21 protein-coding genes are annotated in these 18,441 nt (G+C 35.8%); 20 read left to right on the top strand and 1 reads right to left on the bottom strand.

What is annotated here, in order from left to right:
• From trpD to BC6307_RS13540, 18 genes are all read left to right on the top strand, one after another.
• Positions 1-1,035 carry an anthranilate phosphoribosyltransferase gene (gene trpD / locus BC6307_RS13625; protein ID WP_066416861.1) on the top strand — a complete coding sequence of 345 codons (1,035 nt, stop codon included), beginning with the start codon at positions 1-3 and terminating at the stop codon, positions 1,033-1,035.
• Complete coding sequence (gene trpC, locus BC6307_RS13620) at positions 1,016-1,777, top strand: indole-3-glycerol phosphate synthase TrpC (RefSeq protein ID WP_066416860.1); 762 nt, start codon at positions 1,016-1,018, stop codon at positions 1,775-1,777. The genes trpD and trpC overlap by 20 nt, the downstream gene beginning before the upstream one ends.
• Positions 1,774-2,418, top strand: a complete 645-nt coding sequence (locus BC6307_RS13615) for a phosphoribosylanthranilate isomerase (protein WP_066416858.1) — start codon at positions 1,774-1,776, stop codon at positions 2,416-2,418. Before trpC ends, BC6307_RS13615 begins: the two co-directional genes overlap by 4 nt.
• The gene (gene trpB / locus BC6307_RS13610) at positions 2,415-3,608 is read left to right on the top strand and encodes a tryptophan synthase subunit beta (protein ID WP_066416856.1); all 1,194 of its coding nucleotides are present in this window, start codon (positions 2,415-2,417) and stop codon (positions 3,606-3,608) included. The genes BC6307_RS13615 and trpB overlap by 4 nt, the downstream gene beginning before the upstream one ends.
• Complete coding sequence (gene trpA, locus BC6307_RS13605) at positions 3,598-4,398, top strand: tryptophan synthase subunit alpha (protein ID WP_066416854.1); 801 nt, start codon at positions 3,598-3,600, stop codon at positions 4,396-4,398. Before trpB ends, trpA begins: the two co-directional genes overlap by 11 nt.
• Positions 4,399-4,405: 7 nt before the next feature.
• Entirely contained in the window at positions 4,406-5,500 is a 1,095-nt protein-coding gene (gene hisC, locus BC6307_RS13600) for a histidinol-phosphate transaminase (protein WP_066416852.1), read from the top strand.
• A 117-nt stretch (positions 5,501-5,617) separates the two neighbouring features.
• Positions 5,618-6,727: a prephenate dehydrogenase gene (locus tag BC6307_RS13595; protein ID WP_066416897.1), complete on the top strand. Its 1,110-nt coding sequence runs from the start codon at positions 5,618-5,620 to the stop codon at positions 6,725-6,727.
• A gap of 23 nt (positions 6,728-6,750) precedes the next feature.
• Positions 6,751-8,043, top strand: a complete 1,293-nt coding sequence (gene aroA / locus BC6307_RS13590) for a 3-phosphoshikimate 1-carboxyvinyltransferase (protein WP_066416850.1) — start codon at positions 6,751-6,753, stop codon at positions 8,041-8,043.
• 71 nt (positions 8,044-8,114) lie between these two features.
• Positions 8,115-9,008: a hypothetical protein gene (locus BC6307_RS13585; protein ID WP_066416847.1), complete on the top strand. Its 894-nt coding sequence runs from the start codon at positions 8,115-8,117 to the stop codon at positions 9,006-9,008.
• Between the two features lie 16 nt (positions 9,009-9,024).
• A complete protein-coding gene (locus BC6307_RS13580) occupies positions 9,025-10,284 on the top strand; it encodes a tetratricopeptide repeat protein (protein ID WP_066416845.1) in 1,260 nt (419 codons plus the stop codon).
• Positions 10,285-10,313: 29 nt separating this feature from the next.
• On the top strand, positions 10,314-10,850 hold the full coding sequence (locus BC6307_RS13575; protein WP_066416842.1) for a ReoY family proteolytic degradation factor: 537 nt from the start codon (positions 10,314-10,316) through the stop codon (positions 10,848-10,850).
• Between the two features lie 157 nt (positions 10,851-11,007).
• Positions 11,008-11,463 carry a YpiF family protein gene (locus tag BC6307_RS13570; RefSeq protein ID WP_066416840.1) on the top strand — a complete coding sequence of 152 codons (456 nt, stop codon included), beginning with the start codon at positions 11,008-11,010 and terminating at the stop codon, positions 11,461-11,463.
• Between the two features lie 198 nt (positions 11,464-11,661).
• Positions 11,662-12,168, top strand: a complete 507-nt coding sequence (locus tag BC6307_RS13565) for a ubiquinol-cytochrome c reductase iron-sulfur subunit (RefSeq protein ID WP_066416838.1) — start codon at positions 11,662-11,664, stop codon at positions 12,166-12,168.
• Between the two features lie 16 nt (positions 12,169-12,184).
• Positions 12,185-12,859, top strand: coding sequence for a menaquinol-cytochrome c reductase cytochrome b subunit (gene qcrB / locus BC6307_RS13560; protein ID WP_066416836.1), 675 nt, complete (start codon positions 12,185-12,187; stop codon positions 12,857-12,859).
• Between the two features lie 31 nt (positions 12,860-12,890).
• Positions 12,891-13,688: a menaquinol-cytochrome c reductase cytochrome b/c subunit gene (locus BC6307_RS13555; RefSeq protein WP_066416834.1), complete on the top strand. Its 798-nt coding sequence runs from the start codon at positions 12,891-12,893 to the stop codon at positions 13,686-13,688.
• A gap of 195 nt (positions 13,689-13,883) precedes the next feature.
• Positions 13,884-14,483 (top strand): lipoprotein heptaprenylglyceryl N-acetyltransferase LhaT, encoded by a 600-nt coding sequence (gene lhaT, locus BC6307_RS13550; protein WP_066416833.1) that lies wholly within the window; start codon positions 13,884-13,886, stop codon positions 14,481-14,483.
• A gap of 59 nt (positions 14,484-14,542) precedes the next feature.
• Positions 14,543-15,334, top strand: coding sequence for a sporulation protein YpjB (ypjB, locus tag BC6307_RS13545; protein WP_066416830.1), 792 nt, complete (start codon positions 14,543-14,545; stop codon positions 15,332-15,334).
• Between the two features lie 75 nt (positions 15,335-15,409).
• Positions 15,410-16,084, top strand: a complete 675-nt coding sequence (locus tag BC6307_RS13540) for a zinc metallopeptidase (RefSeq protein WP_066416828.1) — start codon at positions 15,410-15,412, stop codon at positions 16,082-16,084.
• A 196-nt stretch (positions 16,085-16,280) separates the two neighbouring features.
• On the opposite strand, the gene BC6307_RS13535 is transcribed toward BC6307_RS13540, so the two are convergent.
• Positions 16,281-17,156 carry a YitT family protein gene (locus BC6307_RS13535; RefSeq protein WP_066416825.1) on the bottom strand — a complete coding sequence of 292 codons (876 nt, stop codon included), beginning with the start codon at positions 17,154-17,156 and terminating at the stop codon, positions 16,281-16,283.
• A gap of 128 nt (positions 17,157-17,284) precedes the next feature.
• Between BC6307_RS13535 and BC6307_RS13530 the strand changes: the two genes are divergently transcribed.
• Together BC6307_RS13530 and dapB are read left to right on the top strand one after the other, a co-directional pair.
• Complete coding sequence (locus BC6307_RS13530) at positions 17,285-17,626, top strand: nucleotide pyrophosphohydrolase (protein ID WP_066416823.1); 342 nt, start codon at positions 17,285-17,287, stop codon at positions 17,624-17,626.
• A gap of 1 nt (position 17,627) precedes the next feature.
• Complete coding sequence (dapB, locus tag BC6307_RS13525; protein WP_066416821.1) at positions 17,628-18,434, top strand: 4-hydroxy-tetrahydrodipicolinate reductase; 807 nt, start codon at positions 17,628-17,630, stop codon at positions 18,432-18,434.
• The last annotated feature ends 7 nt before the right edge of the window (positions 18,435-18,441 follow it).

Genomic DNA, 18,441 nt, shown 5'->3' with positions numbered 1-18,441 from the left:
ATGTTTCAACAATATTTACAAAGAGTAATAGATAACAAGTCGTTAACTGAAAAGGAAGCAGAACATGCGATGTCACTTATTATGGATGGAAATATAACAGCTAGCCAAATAGCAAGTTTTATTACAGTGTTGCGTTTTCGGGGGGAAACAGTAGAAGAAATGCTAGGTTTCACACAGGCAATGAGAATGAAAATGAAAAAAATAGAATTTAATCATCCTAACGTAATAGATACATGTGGAACAGGAGGAGATAGTGCTTCCACTTTTAACATATCAACAGCTGCGGCGATTGTTGCTTCCAGTGGTGGTGCTAAAGTTGCGAAGCATGGAAACCGAGCGTTTACATCTAAAAGCGGTAGTGCCGATGTGTTAGAGCAATTGCAAATACCAGTACAGCAAACAACGGAGGATGTGAAAGCTGCTCTCCAAAAAAAAGGAATGGCCTTTTTATTTGCACCTAACTATCACGAAGGAATGAAGCATGCTGTCCAACCACGAAAAGAAATTGGTTTCCGAACGATATTTAACATATTAGGACCTTTAGCCAACCCAGTTCAATGTAAAAACCAAGTGATTGGAGTTTTCTCTAAAACTTATGCGGAAAAAATGGCACAAGTACTCGTCGAATTAAAGGCTACTCATGTTCTTTTAGTTTGTGGTGAGGACGGATTAGATGAGTTTTCTATAACAGGAAAGTCTCACGTACTTGAGGTTAAAAATGGTCAGCTCCACAAATTTTCGGTTGAACCTGAAGAAGTTGGGTTACGAAGACATAGTCTACAAGACATTCAAGTTCGCAATTCTTTAGAAAGTGCACAAACAATTCAGCAAGCTTTTCAGCTAAAGTCAACCGAAGCCGTTATTGATACGATTGCCTATAACGCTGGAGCTGCATTGTATGTTGCGAATATAGCAAAATCTATGATTGAAGGGATTTATCAAGCTAAGCAACTATTAAAAAATGGAGACGCATTAAGACAATTACAACTACTTAAACAGGAAAGGGGACAATTTCATGCTAGCGCAAATCATTGAGCAAAAAAAGAAAGAAGTTAAAACCTTAACTGCGAGACCGAAACAAAATGTTGAAAAGGTTTCCTTTTATAACGCACTAAAAAACCCGAACCGATCACTTGCGGTAATTGCAGAAATAAAAAAAGCTTCTCCGTCAAAAGGGGTCATAAGAGACAGATTCGATCCGCTAGAAATTGCAGCTCAATATGAAGCAGTTCTTGTAGATGCTATTTCCGTTTTAACGGATGAAACTTTTTTCCAAGGCTGCCATCATGATTTATCAATGGTGAAACAAGTTACAAGTGTTCCTATTTTGAGGAAAGACTTTATTATTGATCCAAAGCAAATTACGGAAAGTGTGGAAATAGGCGCGGATGCAATATTATTAATTGCGGAAGTGTTGGAAGATAAACAGTTATACCAATTATATAATGAAGCGTATAACCATGGTTTAGATGTGTTAGTCGAGGTTCATAGCTTATCTCGATTAGAGCGGTTATTACAAACATTTATACCTAAAATAATCGGAGTTAACAATCGGAATTTAGACACGTTTGAAACGAGCTTACAAACAACGGTAAATTTAGCGAAATATATACCGGAAGAATCTCTTTTTGTTAGTGAAAGCGGGATTCGTTCATTCGATTGTATTGAAACAATCGTAAATAGCGGTGCTAACGCCATACTTGTAGGGGAAACATTTATGAAAGAAAAAAATGTAAAAGCAGCCGTTACCAAACTGTTTAAGGAACACGTAGTATGAAAAATTTACTTTTAAAATTTTGTGGAACAAAAAGTGGTGAAGACCTCCAAATCGTATCGCAATCTTCTGCAAGTCATATAGGGTTTATATTTGCAGAAAGTAAGAGGCAAGTTACGGTCCAACAAACTTTGAAGTGGTTAAGTGATGTCGATATTACTGATAAAAAATTAGTTGGTGTTTTTGTCAATCAATCTATCGAAGAAATTGTAAGTATAGTAAAATCATTAAATCTATCAATTATCCAATTACACGGTGACGAATCACCAGGTTATATTCGGAAATTAAAAGAAAAGACCCTTGTGGAAATATGGAAAGTTTTTCACCATAAAGGGGATGAAACAGTTAGGAAAATAGAAAAATATGAAAAGTTGATTGACGCGGTTTTAATAGATTGTAAAGTGGGTTCGCAGTATGGAGGGACAGGAAAAGTGTTTGACTGGACGTATATTCCAAACTATAAGGAAGTAACAAAACGTCTTTTTGTCCCACTAATTGTTGCTGGTGGTATTACAGTTGATAACATTGAAAAACTTTTATTATATGAAGAACTGGACGGAATTGACCTTTCGAGCGGGATCGAAGTGAATTTTCAAAAAAACAAAGAGCTAATAGAAAAATTAGAAAGTAAGGTGAGAGGATGATACCAGATTATTTTGGAAGATACGGCCAATTTGGTGGTAAGTATGTGCCTGAAACGTTAATGGCACCCCTAGAAGAATTAGAGAAAGGCTTACAGGAAGCAATACAAGATGAACAATTTTCTCAAGAACTTCTATTTCATTTAAACGAATTTTCGGGAAGACCGACAGCACTAACTTTTGCGAAAAACATAACAGAAGAACTTAATGGAGCAAAAATATATTTGAAAAGGGAAGACCTTAATCATACAGGTGCACATAAAATTAATAATGCTATCGCTCAAGCATTGTTAGCGAAAAGGTTAGGGAAAAAGAAAATAATAGCGGAAACAGGTGCGGGTCAACACGGTGTTGCGGCTGCTACCGTTGCTGCTAAATTTGGCCTTGAGTGTAAAGTTTTTATGGGTGAAGAGGATATAAGGAGACAAGAATTAAATGTATTTCGAATGAAATTGTTAGGAGCTGAAGTTGTTCCTGTGGATAGTGGCAGCAAAACTTTAAAAGATGCCACAAATGAAGCGATTAGATATTGGGTTCAGCATTGTGAGGACCACTTTTATATGATTGGTTCAGTTGTAGGACCACATCCTTATCCATACATGGTACGGGAATTTCAAAAAATAATTAGCGAAGAAGCGAAAGGACAGTTTCTTGAAAGAGAAGGGAAGTTGCCTACGAAAGTAGTTGCATGTGTAGGTGGTGGTAGTAATGCAATAGGGATGTTTTATCACTTCCTACAAGATGTAGTGGAATTAATAGGAGTAGAAGCTGGTGGAAAAGGCATTCATACAGACAATCATGCTGCAACGTTAGCTAAAGGGTCAAAGGGAGTTATCCACGGTTCTTTAACCTATTTACTTCAAGATGAATATGGCCAAATTACGGAACCTTATAGTATTTCAGCTGGTTTAGATTATCCGGGAATTGGACCAGAACATGCCTACTTACATGATACAAACCGTGTAAAATATGTTAATGTCACGGATATGGAAGCGCTAGAAGCACTTTCGTTTTTATCAAAAAAAGAAGGGATTCTCCCAGCATTAGAATCTTCCCACGCGCTGGCATTCGCCTTCAAAGCAGCGAAGAATATGAAAAGTAATGAATCAATACTAGTATGTCTATCTGGTAGAGGGGATAAGGATGTTCAAACTATAATGAATACGATGGAGGAACAAGGCTATGTACGGTAACAGATTACCTAATCATTCGAAAATGTTTATACCTTTTATAATGGCAGGTGATCCAACTCCACAATTCACGATAGATTTAGCGCTTTTACTTCAAGAGGCTGGTGCATCCGTAATAGAATTAGGGGTACCTTATTCCGACCCGCTTGCAGATGGACCTATTATTCAACGGTCCTCTCAAAGAGCGTTACGAGGAAATATGAATTTAGAAAATGCTATTAATTTAGCTGGGCAGATGAGAAAAAAAGGAGTAAAAATTCCGATTATTCTCTTTACGTACTTTAATCCTGTGTTACAATTAGGATATGAACGCTTTTTCGCTTTAACGGATAAAAATGAGGTAGATGGATTACTCGTTCCCGATTTACCATTCGAGGAGAGTGAAATAGTTCGACAGCGCTGCCAACAAAATGGACTAAAATATATATCTTTAGTTGCGCCAACATCTAATGAAAGAATAAAATTAATTGCAAATAATGCAGAAGGTTTCCTTTATTGTGTCTCTTCGTTAGGGGTTACAGGGATAAGAAAAGAACTTTCTCCAAAAGTTCAACAATTTCTTCAAGATGCAATGAAAGAAAGTAACATACCTGTAGCAGTTGGATTCGGAATTTCAAGTGCTGAACAAATAAAAGAACTTCTCCCGCATTGTAACGGGATAGTGATAGGTAGTGCCATTATTGAGTTAGTCGAAAAGCAATTAAGTAATATTTCAACTAATAACGACGTCGCACTCCATTTTATACAGAAACAAGTGCAATCCATGATTGCACCTATTATTTTAGAAAGGTAGATCAATCATGAAGCTTAAACAACAGCTAACGTCATTAAAACCATATCAACCCGGTAAACCAATCGAAGAAGTAAAGAGGGAATATGGTTTAGAAAACATTGTAAAACTTGCATCTAATGAGAACCCATACGGTTGTTCTCCAAATGTAAAAACAACTTTATTTGAAAAATTAGAGAAAAGTGCTACATATCCTGATGGATATGCACAACAATTAAGAACGGTAATCGCAAATCATCTTGACGTTACTGAGAAACAGCTAATGTTTGGGAATGGTTCAGATGAACTTATTCAAATCATTTGCCGTGGACTGCTAGCACCTGGGAAGAATACGGTAATGGCAACTCCTACTTTTACTCAGTATAAACATAATGCTATTATCGAAAATGCAGAAATCCGTGAAGTACCGTTAACGGAAGATGGAGACCATAATCTTCAGCAAATGTTAGAACAAATAGATGAGAAAACAGCTGTTGTATGGTTATGTAATCCTAATAATCCAACAGGGAATTATATTAATGAACAACAGCTAATACCATTTTTAGAAAAAGTACCTTCCACTACGTTAGTAGTAGCGGATGAAGCGTACTATGAATACGTTACGGAAGATGATTATCCTAATTCCGTAGCCCTTCTTTCCCGTTTTTCTAATTTATTCATTACTAGAACATTCTCAAAAGCTTATGGATTAGCAAGTTTTCGCTTAGGTTATGGAATTAGTAGTGAAGAAGTCATACGAGCCTTAGAACCGGTGAGAGAACCGTTTAATGTTAATAGTTTTGCTCAAGCTGCTGGTGCTGCAAGTATTGAAGATTCTGCTTTCGTGCAATCTTGTGCTAGAAAAAACAAAGAAGCTTTAAGTACTTTTTATTCTTTCTGTGAAGAAACAGGGCTAAAGTATTACAAGTCACAAGGAAACTTCATTCTTATTGATTTCCAAAGAGATGGAGACGAAGTGTTTCAATATTTATTGGAACGAGGATACATTGTTCGTTCTGGAAAGGCGTTAGGATTCCCTACTTGTGTTCGTATCACAGTAGGTACACCGGAACAAAATGAGGAACTCTTTTCTCTTATAACTCAATTTCTTCAAGAAAATGTTTAAAGAGAGGATGACTTCCTCTCTTTCTTTTTTGCATGATTATTTATTCCTGTTCGCTTCCTAGGCGAACTAACTATTTTTATTTTTTTGAGTTATTTAAAGAGGGGAGAGATGAACACAGTGGATGGTAATGTTTTAGTTATTGGGCTCGGTTTAATAGGCGGCTCTATAGCGGCTTCTATTAAAGCTACATATCCTTCATCCGTTATTTTTGGATTTGATGTAAAAGAAGAACAAGCAAACCTAGCTAAGACGCTTGGGGTAATAGATAAAGTAAGTAATGATTATTTAGTAACGGCAGAAAAAATGGACTTAATTATCGTATCGGTTCCTGTTTTACAAACAAAAGAAGTGTTACAACGTTTAAGTAAAGTTTCTTTTTCTAAAGAGGTAATTATTACAGATGTTGGAAGTACTAAAGAAAAAATTGTACAGTTTTCCAAACAGTTATTTGAAGCATCTAACGTAACTTATATAGGGGGGCATCCTATGGCTGGTTCCCATAAAAGTGGTGTTGTTGCTGCGAAGGCTCACTTGTTTGAAAATGCCTTCTATATTTTAACCCCAGATGATAGTATCGGTGAGGACAAAGTTCAATTGTTAAAACAATGGTTACAAGGTACAAGAGCAAAATTTATTACGTTGCAACCTTCTGAACACGATAAAGTGGTAGGTGCAATTAGTCACTTTCCACATATTATAGCGGCAAGTCTTGTCCACCAAGCTGAAGTGTTAAATGAAGAAAATAATATCGTGTCTAATTTAGCTGCTGGAGGATTCAGAGACATCACACGGATTGCCTCTAGTAATCCAGTAATGTGGAAAGATATACTTATTCAAAATAAAGAGCATTTGTTACAATTATTTAATAACTGGGAAAAAGAAATGACGGATATAAAAGAAAAATTGTTACGTGGGGATGAAGAAGAATTAGTATCATTTTTTGAGAGTGCGAAATCGTTTCGAGATGGTTTGTCAGTGAAACAAAAAGGAGCAATCCCTTCATTCTATGACTTATATGTTGATATTCCTGACCACCCAGGTGTGATATCAGAAATAACCGGTTATTTAGCGAAGGAAAAAATAAGTATTACGAATATCCGTATTATTGAAACACGAACAGACATTTATGGCGCATTGCGAATAAGTTTTCAATCAGAGGAAGATAGGGTTAAAGCACAACGATGCATTCAACAACATACTTCCTATGAAACGTATTTAAATGTATAATATAAAATTTTGGAGGATTAACAATGAAAGAATTGGTGACAAATGTAAAAAATCTACGAGGAGAAATAGACATACCAGGTGATAAGTCTATTTCCCATCGAGCAGTGATGTTTAGTTCTATTGCAACTGGTACGACAACAGTTGAAAACTTTCTAGAAGGAGAAGATTGTTTAAGTACGATACATTGTTTTCGAAAATTGGGTGTTGAAATTGACCAAAAAGGTACAGAGGTTACAGTTCATGGAAAAGGACTTAAAGGACTAGTAGAACCTACTGAAGTGCTGGACGTTGGGAATTCAGGAACTACTGCTAGATTGATGATGGGTCTACTTGCTGGACAGCCTTTCCATTCAGTAGTTGTTGGAGATGAGTCCATTGCAAAGCGGCCAATGAAACGTGTAACAGATCCACTTCGTAAAATGGGAGCAAACATTCACGGAAGAGCTGATGCAAACTATACCCCGATTTCCATTTCTGGTAGTGATATTTCAAACATAGAGTTTCATTCGCCTGTAGCATCTGCACAAGTAAAATCAGCTTTACTTCTCGCTGCGTTGCAAGGTGAAGGAGAAATGGTTATACATGAGCCTGCTAAGTCAAGAGACCATACAGAAAGAATGTTACAAGCATTTGGCTGTGAAATAGAAGAAACAGGCAATACTGTTCGTCTGAAAGGCAATCAGACTTTAACTGGTGGAATACATATTACTGTTCCTGGTGATATATCTTCGGCCGCCTTTTTTATCGTAGCAGCATTAATCGTTCCAAACAGTAAAATAACGTTGAAAAAAGTAGGTTTAAATAAAACGAGAACCGGCATTATTGATGTGGTAGAACAAATGGGTGCGACTGTTTTCTACGAGAATAAAAATGTAGAAGGTCCAGAACCTTATGCTGATTTAATTGTGGAAACGAGTGAGTTACACGGTATTGTAATTGGTGGTGAAATTATGCCGAGACTAATTGATGAAATCCCAATAATAGCTTTATTAGCAACAAGAGCAAAAGGAACGACTGTCATAAAAGATGCTGAGGAATTGAAAGTGAAGGAAACAAATAGAATTCGTACTGTTGTTAGTGAACTAACAAAATTGGGTGCTAATATAACGGAAACAGACGATGGGATGGTTATTGTCGGCAATAATACACCATTGCATGGAGCAGAAGTTAACAGTTATGGAGATCATCGTATCGGCATGATGCTAGCGGTAGCAGCTTTAATAGTAGAAGAAGGAGAGGTGCTGTTACAAAATAGTGAAGCTATCTCAGTGTCTTATCCTAACTTTTTTGACCACCTTTCCAATTTAATTTCTTAATATATATCATATATTAATCCTTCCTAACATAGTTTGTTGATAAGACAAGCTATAATAGGAGGGATATTTAAATGGCCTATATAATGGAGGAAGTGAATGTTTTAAAGCACGATAAAGAAATTAAAACGTACTCCCTCTTAGTAAAACACAATAAAATTTCTTTTATGAAAGAAAATAACCAACCAATAGAAAGTTATTTTACGATGAATCTATCGCAATATATTTTAACACCTGGTCATGTCATGATAGATTATAATATGCAAATGATGAATTTTTCACAATTTAAAACATACATAACGAATAAGCTTATTAACAGAGGTTGTACAACGTTGATATCGGTCTTTACCATTGAGAGTGAAAGAGAATTTCACGACCGATTAAAAGAAGCTAGAGCACGTCTGCTCAATAGTCCTATCGATTATTATTTAGCATTAAAACTACCGCTAGAAAAATTAACTCCCTCTATTGTAAGAAAGTGCAAAAGAAATAAAATTCCGGCTATTTTTATCGAAATAGAAAATGTAGAAGCCTTTAAAACGCACCCTTGGGGATGGATTAAAGATGCTTTATACCAATTTCCACTTGCTTTTTTTCCTATTTACAAAGGACCAAAGATGAAAAGTTTTAATAAAATTTGGTCAGGAGTATTAAAAGAACAAAACATTGTGTTTGTACAAACGTGTCCAAAACAACATGCCCCTTTACCCTTAGATGTGTTGATGAAGATAGGAATTTACCCTTCAAAAGGAGAAATTAGAATTGGAGGGGAGTTAGATTATAATTTATATACGTGTCCAGAAGGGATGATTCTTGAAACTGCAAGCGAACTAGATTATGATAATCAACAACCGGAGATTACATTTCATAGAGGAAAGATATTAAAAGCCGGAAAAGAAGTATATTTTCGTCCTGGATTTGGGAACGAATGTAAAGTAACAGTACCAGGGCATTTTCAACTGCAATGAGAGGGAGAGGGAAAGTTTGTCAAACAATGTAATAGAAAAAGCGATGGAACATATTCTAAGTGGAGATACGGAAACAGGACTATCTCTATTAAAGAAAAATGAGAAGAGCTTTTCCGATGAAGAGAAATATAATATTGCACATTATTATACTCAGCTAGGTTTAATAAACGAAGCGAAAAATATATTCGAAGAGTTGGTAGCTAAATATCCTACGGAAAGTGAATTATTAATATCTCTAGCAGAAGTCTATATTGATGCTGATGAAGATGATGAAGCGGTTGGATTATTAGAAACTGTACCTAGAGATGATGAATCATATCCCCAGACGTTAATGCTTTTGGCAGACTTATACCAAGCACAAGGCTTACTTGAGGTTAGCGAAAGAAAGTTACTAGAGGCAAAAAGTATTTTACAAAATGAGCCAATCATTGATGTCGCTCTTGGTGAAACGTATTTATCAATGGGCGATTATAAAAAGGCTATTCCTTATTTTGTAAATGCAAAAAAATCTGGAGAAATAGTTGATTTTTCTTTTGATGAGAGGTTAGCAGAGTGTTATAGTAGTACAGGCCAATGGGAAGAAGCGATGCCATATTACGACAACGCGTTAAAAAAAGAGTTGAATATTGACGTATTATTTCAGTACGCTTTTACTGCGTTTCAAGCAGGATATTTTAAAACGGCTATCGAAAAGTTTAGAGAGGTAAGAGAGTTAGATTATGAATATGCTTCAGTATATTTATATTTAGCAAAGGCACTTGAACATGAAAATTTATTAGAAGAAAGTTTCCAAGTATCAAAAGATGGTTTAGCAGTAAATGAGTACAATAAGGAATTACAATTATTTAGTGCAAAAATGGCATTAAAGCTGCAAAATTTAGATGAAGCAGAAAAACTATTAAGAGAAGCCATTGCACTTGATCCTGGTTACTTAGAAGCGGCTCTAACGCTAACAAAGCTATTGTTACAGGAAGAACGATTTGATGATGTAGTGGAATGTATCGAGGAATTAGAAAAGTTCGGTGAAACTGACCCTCAATTTGATTGGGATTTAGCATTAGCTAAAGAAGGATTAGAACAATATTCAGATGCATTAAATTACTACCGTCAAGCATATACTTCTTTTAAAGATAATAGTGACTTTCTTCAAGACTATGCCTACTTCTTATTGCAGGAAGGATTGCTACAAGAAGCGAAGCCTCTATTTAAAGTATTACTTCAGGAGGATCCTACAAACATTGAGCTTCAGGACGTATATTCTCGATTAGAGGAATAAAAAAGATATTGCAGAGGAGGGACTTTTATTTGGCTACCCCTGTTTCTGTCAACGAGAAGAAAGAATTCATTCGCTGGTTTTTAGGAAACTATCAGCTAAAGAGACGAGAGTGTGTATGGATTTTAAATTATTTAATGAGTCATGATCAACTGATGAGAAAAGTACATTTTGTTGAGCAGGCGCAATTTTGTCCACGTGGCCTTGTAATGTCTACTCACTGTGTAGACGAAGTGCCGTTTAGATTTTACAAGCAAAATGTTATGACCACTGATGCGGAAAAATCTTTCCACGACATACGATTAAATCGAGACGAAGACATTTATATTCAATTGAATTTCCGGTCTGCATATCATTCCCCACAATATGCAGCAGTCCTCGAGGAAAATCCTTTTATGCCTAAAAATATTCAAGGAAATGAAAAGGATCGTATTTTAGCAGAAAAGTTTTTGGAGGAGTCACTTAATAAGTTCCAACGTGAGAAACTATTAAGTATGATTGATGACGCATTAGATCAACAAGATAAAGAAGCATTTGCGAAATTAACGGAGCAATTAAAACAACTATGAAAGATAAAACCTTGTATAATACAAGGTTTATTTTTTTGCTTGCAACACTGTGTGGTATGTTTTATGTTAAAATGAGAAAATGTCAATAGTTTATGTTAGTTACATAAACTTACATAATAATTTGTATAATAGCCAATCACTGAAAGGAAGATTAAAGATGAAATGGACAACCAAAGACGTTACAGTATATGAACAATCAAAAGAGTATATAGACACAGCTATTATTCCGCTTGTACCTATCAGTTTTAAGGCAGATATGAAGAACTTAGCTTCATTAGGAGAATACATTACAACTTTAACGAATGAGCTTGAGAGGCAGTTTAAAGGACGTGTAATGCTATTGCCAACTTATACATATTTGTTTCATGGAAATGGAAGAATAAAAAAAGAAGTGTTAAATGAATATATTCAACATTTGGAAGCGGAAGGAGTTAAACATATTTTCTTACTAACTTCTGATCAACAATGGAAACAAGAAGAGGAGGAGATAAACGGAAAACTATTATGGCTCCCAGCAATCCCTCTAGAGGATATGGAAGAAAAGTACAAGCAAAAACTAATAACAGATCAAATGAATCAGCTTTTACCAATTTTTATTTCAAAGTGGCATTAATATGAAAAGTCAATAAGAACTTGGTAAAAAATAAAATTGTGCTAAAAAAGTCATAACTAATACATTAATTCTGTAAATGTGATTATTGACCTTGCAACAAGATTGATATATCATGAGAATGTCCTAGTTTTCTATGTGTTATTAACTGCTGTCCGTAATGGACGGACTAAGTTTTTCTATATAAGGGGGGAAAAACAAATGAGTGAGAAAAACCATCGTGTTTCTAGACGTCAATTTTTGAACTACACTCTTACAGGTGTAGGTGGATTCATGGCAGCAGGGATGCTTATGCCAATGGTTCGTTTCGCAATTGATCCAGTATTAAAAGCTGGCGCAGAACAAGACTTAGTTGCAGTTGCAAGTGTAGATGAAATTACAAATGAACCACAACGTTTTGACTTTAAAGTACATCAGGTTGATGCTTGGTACGAATCAGAGGAACCAAGATCTGCTTGGGTATACAAAGATGAGAGCGGAAATATTATCGCATTATCGCCAGTTTGTAAACATTTAGGTTGTACTGTTAACTGGGCTTCCGACCCACAAAATCCAGACAAGTTTTTCTGTCCTTGTCACTACGGCTTGTATTACAAAGATGGTCGTAATGTAGAAGGTACACCACCTATCGCTCCACTTGATGTATACGTACATGAAGTGAAAGACGGAACATTATACTTAGGTGCTGCAAAACCACCACAAAGCTAGAAGGGAGGCGTAATCATTGCTTAATAAGATTTATGATTGGGTCGATGAACGTTTAGATATTACGCCTATGTGGCGTGATATTGCGGACCACGAGGTTCCAGAACACGTTAACCCAGCACATCATTTTTCAGCGTTCGTTTATTGTTTCGGTGGATTAACTTTCTTCGTAACAGTAATTCAAGTTTTATCTGGTATGTTTTTAACTATGTACTACGTTCCAGATATTAAGAATGCTTGGGAATCTGTATACTATTTACAAAATGAAGTTGCATTTGGTCAAATCGTACGCGGTATGCACCACTGGGGTGCTAGTTTAGTTATTGTAATGATGTTCTTACATACATTACGCGTATTCTTCCAAGGGGCATATAAAAAGCCACGTGAACTTAACTGGATGGTAGGAGTATTAATCTTCTTTGTTATGTTAGGTTTAGGTTTCACAGGATATTTATTACCTTGGGATATGAAAGCGCTATTCGCTACAAAGGTAGGTCTACAAATTGCAGAGGCAACACCGTTTATAGGTACTGCCGTAAAAACATTGCTTGCAGGACACCCTGAAATAGTTGGTGCACAAACGTTAACACGTTTCTTTGCTATTCATGTATTCTTCCTACCAGCAGCATTATTCGGTTTAATGGCTGCTCACTTTATTATGATTCGTAAACAAGGTATTTCTGGTCCACTATAAAATTAAGTGAAGATAAAAGGAGGGGAAATGTATGCATAGAGGTAAAGGAATGAAGTTTGTTGGAGATTCTCGTGTTCCTGCAGAAGGAAGAAAGCCGAATATCCCGAAAGATTATTCGGAGTACCCAGGAAAGACAGAAGCTTTCTGGCCTAACTTCCTTCTAAAAGAATGGTTGGTTGGTGCTGTTTTCTTAATTGGTTTCTTATGCTTAACAGTAGCTCATGAACCTCCATTAGAACGTATTGCGGATCCAACAGATACAGCTTACATCCCAGTACCTGACTGGTACTTCTTATTCTTATATGAGTTATTAAAATATCAGTATGCGGCTGGTCCTTATACTGTAATCGGTGCAATGGTAATGCCTGGGATCGCATTTGGTGCATTATTACTTGCTCCATTCTTAGATCGTGGTCCAGAGCGACGCCCACATAAGCGTCCACTAGCTACTGGTTTCATGTTACTAGCTATTGCTTCTACGTTCTTCTTAACGTGGCAATCTGTAGAATCTCATGATTGGGAGGCAGCTGCAGAGCAAGGTGCCATCAGAGAAGAATTAGCAATCGAAATTGATGAAACAGCACAAGGTTACGAAATATTACAAGCACAAACGTGTTTATCTTGTCACGGTAACGACCTACAAGGTGCTCCTCCACTAGGACCATCCCTATTGGATAACCCTGATTATACTGCAGAAGATTACATGAAAATCGCTGTAGAAGGAATCGGTGGTATGCCAGGTGATGTATTTAAAGGTACTGATGAAGAATTAGAAATTCTTGGTCAATATTTAGTGGAAATGAACGAAAAAGTTGCAGAACTAGAATAAAACTGGCTATTATAGCCAGTTTTTTTTTGTCTGTTTCAAGTATTATAATAAACAAATTGGTCCATAATGAAATGTTATTATTCTATAGAAGGCCAATTTTTCTCTTCATGACTGGATTTTTACAATCGGAAAAGTTTACAATTGTAATGTTGTAATAAAATATTAGAATACTCTTTAGGAAAGGAGAACAACTCATTGAAATCTACTTGGATACTGCAATTATTAGCACATAGATCAATCCTATGGTTATTACTAATTGTCAATATTTTCGGCACAATATATGGATACATATGGTATGGAGTTCAATTATCGAGCACACCGCTTCACTTTATTCCGTTTGTCCCTGATAGTCCAACAGCTAGCTTATTTTTTGTAATTGTTTTAATCGGTTTTTTGATAGGTAAAAACTTTAAATTATTTGAGGCGTTAGCACTTATTACGTTAGTAAAGTACGGAGTATGGGCTGTTGTCATGAACCTATTAACGCTCATGGAAAATGGTTATTTATCATGGGACGGTTATTTGCTAATTGCCTCACATGGTGCCATGGCGGTACAAGGCATTCTGTACAGTTCTTACTATCGTTTTCGCATGTCACATTTAGTTATTGCAGCAATATGGACAATACATAACGATATTATAGATTATGTTTTTGAGATGATGCCTTGGTACGGTAGTTTATCTCAATATATGCAGCCAATCGGTTATTTTACGTTTTGGTTAAGTATTTTTTGTATCGGATTAGCATATTATCTTGTCATACGAAAAGATAGCTATAAACTACAACTGAATTAATGTTCTATCCTTGTCCCATTTTACATATGATTTAATAGATTGCATGGGAGGGACAAGGTATGATGGTTCGCTTACTTATTGGAATAATAGCTATCTTTTTATGTTTCCCTATTACACAAGTGACAGCTGCAGATTCCAAACCTTATGAAAAACTAAATGATTTACTAGAAACATCTATTCAGTTATCTCGACAAGAACGTTATGTTGAAGCACACAATTTATTAGAAATATTTATGGATGATTTTTCGAAAATGATGACCACACAAAAAAATGTAAAAATGGATGATGTCCGTGTCATTATGTCGGTACATTCACAAACGAAGGATATTTTAATGAACGGAACAGTACCTCATGAAGAAAAAGTCAGGAATGTAATGATGTTACGTCTGGCCGTCGATGCGATGAGTTCGGAACATCAGCCGCTATGGACAGAAATGGAAGAACCGATTATTACTACCTTCCAGCAGTTAAAGCATTCAGTTGAGTCGAAAGATGAGAACATATTCGGTCAGCATTACTATCGGTTAATTAAAACTTATAATCTAATCCTTCCTAGCCTTAGAATGGATGTAAAACCTGAGTATATTGCAAAGGTTGATGCTCACTTACAATATTTAGACCAAAACAAGCGTACAATAATTCAAGATCCATCTAAAATGGATCAACTTAATGCAATGGAAACAGATTTTAGAGCATTATTTGAACAGTTAAAGGAAGATGAAACAGATCCGAGTTTATTATGGGTAATGATCAGTACAGGGAGCATTATTTTACTTACATTGTCCTATGTTGCTTGGCGGAGGTATGAGGCAGAAAATCGTAAGCGAAAGCGTAAAAAGCAAAAAGATTGACAACAATAATGAATAATAAATAAAATAAAATTATCATTATGTTGTTAATTTATTTTCTAGGAGGAACAATACGGAATGGCGATGTTCATAATATATTTTGCTGCTTTGCTTATTTTACCATTATGGGCACAATCAAAAGTAAAAAGTGCATATAAAAAATATTCTAAAATTGCAAACACATCAGGTATGACAGGTGCACAAGTTGCAAGAAAAATATTAAATGATAACGGCATGTATGATGTACGAGTAGAAGAAACAAGAGGAATTTTAACAGATCACTATGATCCGCGTTCTAAAGTTGTTCGTCTCTCATCAGAAAACTATCATGGACATTCAGTTGCTGGTGCAGCCATTGCAGCCCATGAGGTGGGGCATGCAATCCAAGATAATCAAGACTATGCTTTTTTAAGATTTCGGCACGCGTTAGTTCCAGTTGCGAATCTTGGATCTAATTTTTCTTACTTTTTAATTTTGGCTGGTATTTTTATGTATTCAAATAACTTACTTCTTCTTGGTATTTTATTCATGGCTGCTGCCGTTTTATTTCAAGTAGTAACGTTACCAGTAGAGTTTAATGCATCGAATAGAGCAATGGATCAACTAGTTGCTACTGGGATTATTACAAATAGTGAAGAGCGTGAAACGAAAAAGGTATTAAATGCTGCTGCATTAACATATGTAGCTGCAGCTGCTGTAGCAGTACTGGAGTTACTCCGCTTCGTATTAATTTATTTAAACAATAGAGAATAACATTTAACGCAAGGACATAGTCCTTGCGTTAAATGTTAGCGAAGATACGTTCAATTTGGAAGTTATTCTATAATGGTCATGAAATAACCGAATGGTAAGTGGACATATTAATTAAAGCGGTAGTAGGAAGAATAAAACGTTTTAAATGGAAAACGCAACGATTTTTTCGCTGCGTTTTTCTCTATTACGTTATTTATTATCGTTCTAACGGGTTTTTGTTCTCATCTAAAGTAAAACCTTCCCCTAGTACATCATGAACATCACTTACGGCTACAAAGGCGTGTGGGTCAGTTGATGTAATAATATTTTTAAGTTTTACTATTTCATTTTTGCCTACTACACAATATAAAATATCTCGGTCTTGTTTAGTATAAGAGCCTTGACCACGCAAAATGGTTACGCCACGATCCATTTCTTTTAATATATTGGATGCTATTAATTCATTTTTATCGGATATGATTGTAGCCCCTTTTGCTGCATATGCTCCTTCTTGCATAAAATCAATCACTCGGGCCGCTACAAAAACTGCAACTAGAGTGTACATCCCTTCACGGTAGGAGAGATACGCAATAATGGAAACGGCAATAACGATGGCGTCGAAAAGAAACATCGTCTTTCCCATACTCCAGCCAATATATTTGTGGGCAAGTCTTGCAATAATGTCAACACCACCAGTAGTTCCACCAAAACGGAATATTATTCCGAGTCCAACACCAATTGTAACCCCAGCCAAAAGAGCAGCTAACGTTAAATCATCCAATAAAGGTGGAAACATAATGTTAGGCGTTCGTTGGAAAATCCATAAAAATACAGACAAACTAACAGTTCCTAAAATGGTATAAATAAAAGTGTTTTTACCTAAAAGTTTCCAACCGATAAAAAAGATAGGGATGTTTAAAATTAGGTTAGTATAGGATGGGTCTAAGTTAAAAACAAAATATAAAAGTAATGTTATCCCAGTAAAACCGCCTTCTGCTAAATTATTTTGCATATTAAAATTTACTAATCCATAGGCAAAAATTGCAGAACCTAAAAGAATATAAAGTATATTGACAAGTCGTAACCCTTTCATCTTTTATTCCTCCACCGAATCATATTTCAACCGTTTCATTATAAAGTATCTTTAACATAGAAGTAAACCGAATATTATATTTGTCAAATGAGCTACTTTTAGCTAACATGAAAGAGAGGTGAATGATAGTGGAAGAGCGTAAAACGTTGGAACAAATTCAACAAGAAGTGGATAACTACATTTCTCAATTTAAAGAAGGATATTTTAGTCCTTTAGCGATGTTAGCGCGTTTAACAGAAGAGTTAGGAGAGCTAGCTAGAGAAGTGAACCATTATTATGGAGAAAAACCTAAAAAAAATACAGAAACAGAAAAAACAATTGAAGAAGAACTAGGCGATTTATTATTTGTGCTTATATGTTTTGCAAATTCTCAAGGAATAGACCTACAAGAGGCACATGACCGAGTAATGCATAAATTTAACACTCGTGATAAAGATCGATGGACAAAGATTGATGAAGGGATAGAATGATGTGGAAAAAATAAAAATAATTTTAGCCGGCCCTCGTGGTAGAATGGGAAAAGAGGCAGCATTTTTAATACATAATACGGAACACTTTGAACTTGTCGGGTGTATCGACCGAATAAATGATGGTAAAGCATTAGCGGAAGTAGAAGGATTTCCTAACTCTTTAAAGGGTAAAATTTATACTGACGCAGAATACTGCTTTCAAAATGTTGAAGCGGATGTTTTAATCGATTTAACAACTCCTGAAATTGGAAAAAAACATACAGAACTTGCCCTTCAATACGGAGTTCGTCCTGTTGTTGGCACAACAGGGTTTACAGAAGAGGAGTTAGAACATATAGGGAAACTAGCAAAAGAGAAACAGTTAGGTGTAATTATTGCTCCAAACTTTGCAGTAGGGGCAATCTTAATGATGAAATTTGCTCAAATGGCTGCTAAACATTTTGCAGATGTAGAAATTATCGAATTACATCATGATCGAAAATTAGATGCTCCTTCTGGGACAGGAATTAAAACAGCAGAAATGATTTCCCAAACTCGTACATCAAAACAACAAGGTCATCCAGAAGAAGAAGAACAAATGCAGGGAGCAAGAGGGGCAACGACGAAAGATGGTATACATATTCATAGCGTGCGTTTGCCAGGACTAGTAGCCCACCAAGAGGTTATATTTGGAGGAGAAGGGCAATCTTTAACGATACGTCATGATTCTTATAACAGAGCATCGTTTATGTCTGGAGTTAAATTAAGTGTAGAAACAGTAATGAAATTAGATATGCTTGTATATGGATTAGAAAATATTATCGAATAATGGGGGA

Source organism: Sutcliffiella cohnii (assembly GCF_002250055.1).
GTDB classification, from domain to species: domain Bacteria; phylum Bacillota; class Bacilli; order Bacillales; family Bacillaceae_I; genus Sutcliffiella; species Sutcliffiella cohnii.
This window is presented reverse-complemented; position numbering and strand designations above follow the sequence as displayed.

Excerpts from the sequence above, each read along its gene's own strand:
- BC6307_RS13570 (WP_066416840.1), top strand. The coding sequence starts at position 11,008 with ATGAAATGGACAACCAAAGACGTTACAGTATATGAACAATCAAAAGAG.
- BC6307_RS13555 (WP_066416834.1), top strand. The coding sequence starts at position 12,891 with ATGCATAGAGGTAAAGGAATGAAGTTTGTTGGAGATTCTCGTGTTCCT.
- trpD (WP_066416861.1), top strand. The coding sequence starts at position 1 with ATGTTTCAACAATATTTACAAAGAGTAATAGATAACAAGTCGTTAACT.
- trpA (WP_066416854.1), top strand. The coding sequence starts at position 3,598 with ATGTACGGTAACAGATTACCTAATCATTCGAAAATGTTTATACCTTTT.
- trpB (WP_066416856.1), top strand. The coding sequence starts at position 2,415 with ATGATACCAGATTATTTTGGAAGATACGGCCAATTTGGTGGTAAGTAT.
- trpC (WP_066416860.1), top strand. The coding sequence starts at position 1,016 with ATGCTAGCGCAAATCATTGAGCAAAAAAAGAAAGAAGTTAAAACCTTA.
- BC6307_RS13585 (WP_066416847.1), top strand. The coding sequence starts at position 8,115 with ATGGCCTATATAATGGAGGAAGTGAATGTTTTAAAGCACGATAAAGAA.
- aroA (WP_066416850.1), top strand. The coding sequence starts at position 6,751 with ATGAAAGAATTGGTGACAAATGTAAAAAATCTACGAGGAGAAATAGAC.
- hisC (WP_066416852.1), top strand. The coding sequence starts at position 4,406 with ATGAAGCTTAAACAACAGCTAACGTCATTAAAACCATATCAACCCGGT.
- ypjB (WP_066416830.1), top strand. The coding sequence starts at position 14,543 with ATGATGGTTCGCTTACTTATTGGAATAATAGCTATCTTTTTATGTTTC.
- BC6307_RS13535 (WP_066416825.1), bottom strand. The coding sequence starts at position 17,156 with ATGAAAGGGTTACGACTTGTCAATATACTTTATATTCTTTTAGGTTCT.
- BC6307_RS13565 (WP_066416838.1), top strand. The coding sequence starts at position 11,662 with ATGAGTGAGAAAAACCATCGTGTTTCTAGACGTCAATTTTTGAACTAC.
- BC6307_RS13540 (WP_066416828.1), top strand. The coding sequence starts at position 15,410 with ATGGCGATGTTCATAATATATTTTGCTGCTTTGCTTATTTTACCATTA.
- BC6307_RS13615 (WP_066416858.1), top strand. The coding sequence starts at position 1,774 with ATGAAAAATTTACTTTTAAAATTTTGTGGAACAAAAAGTGGTGAAGAC.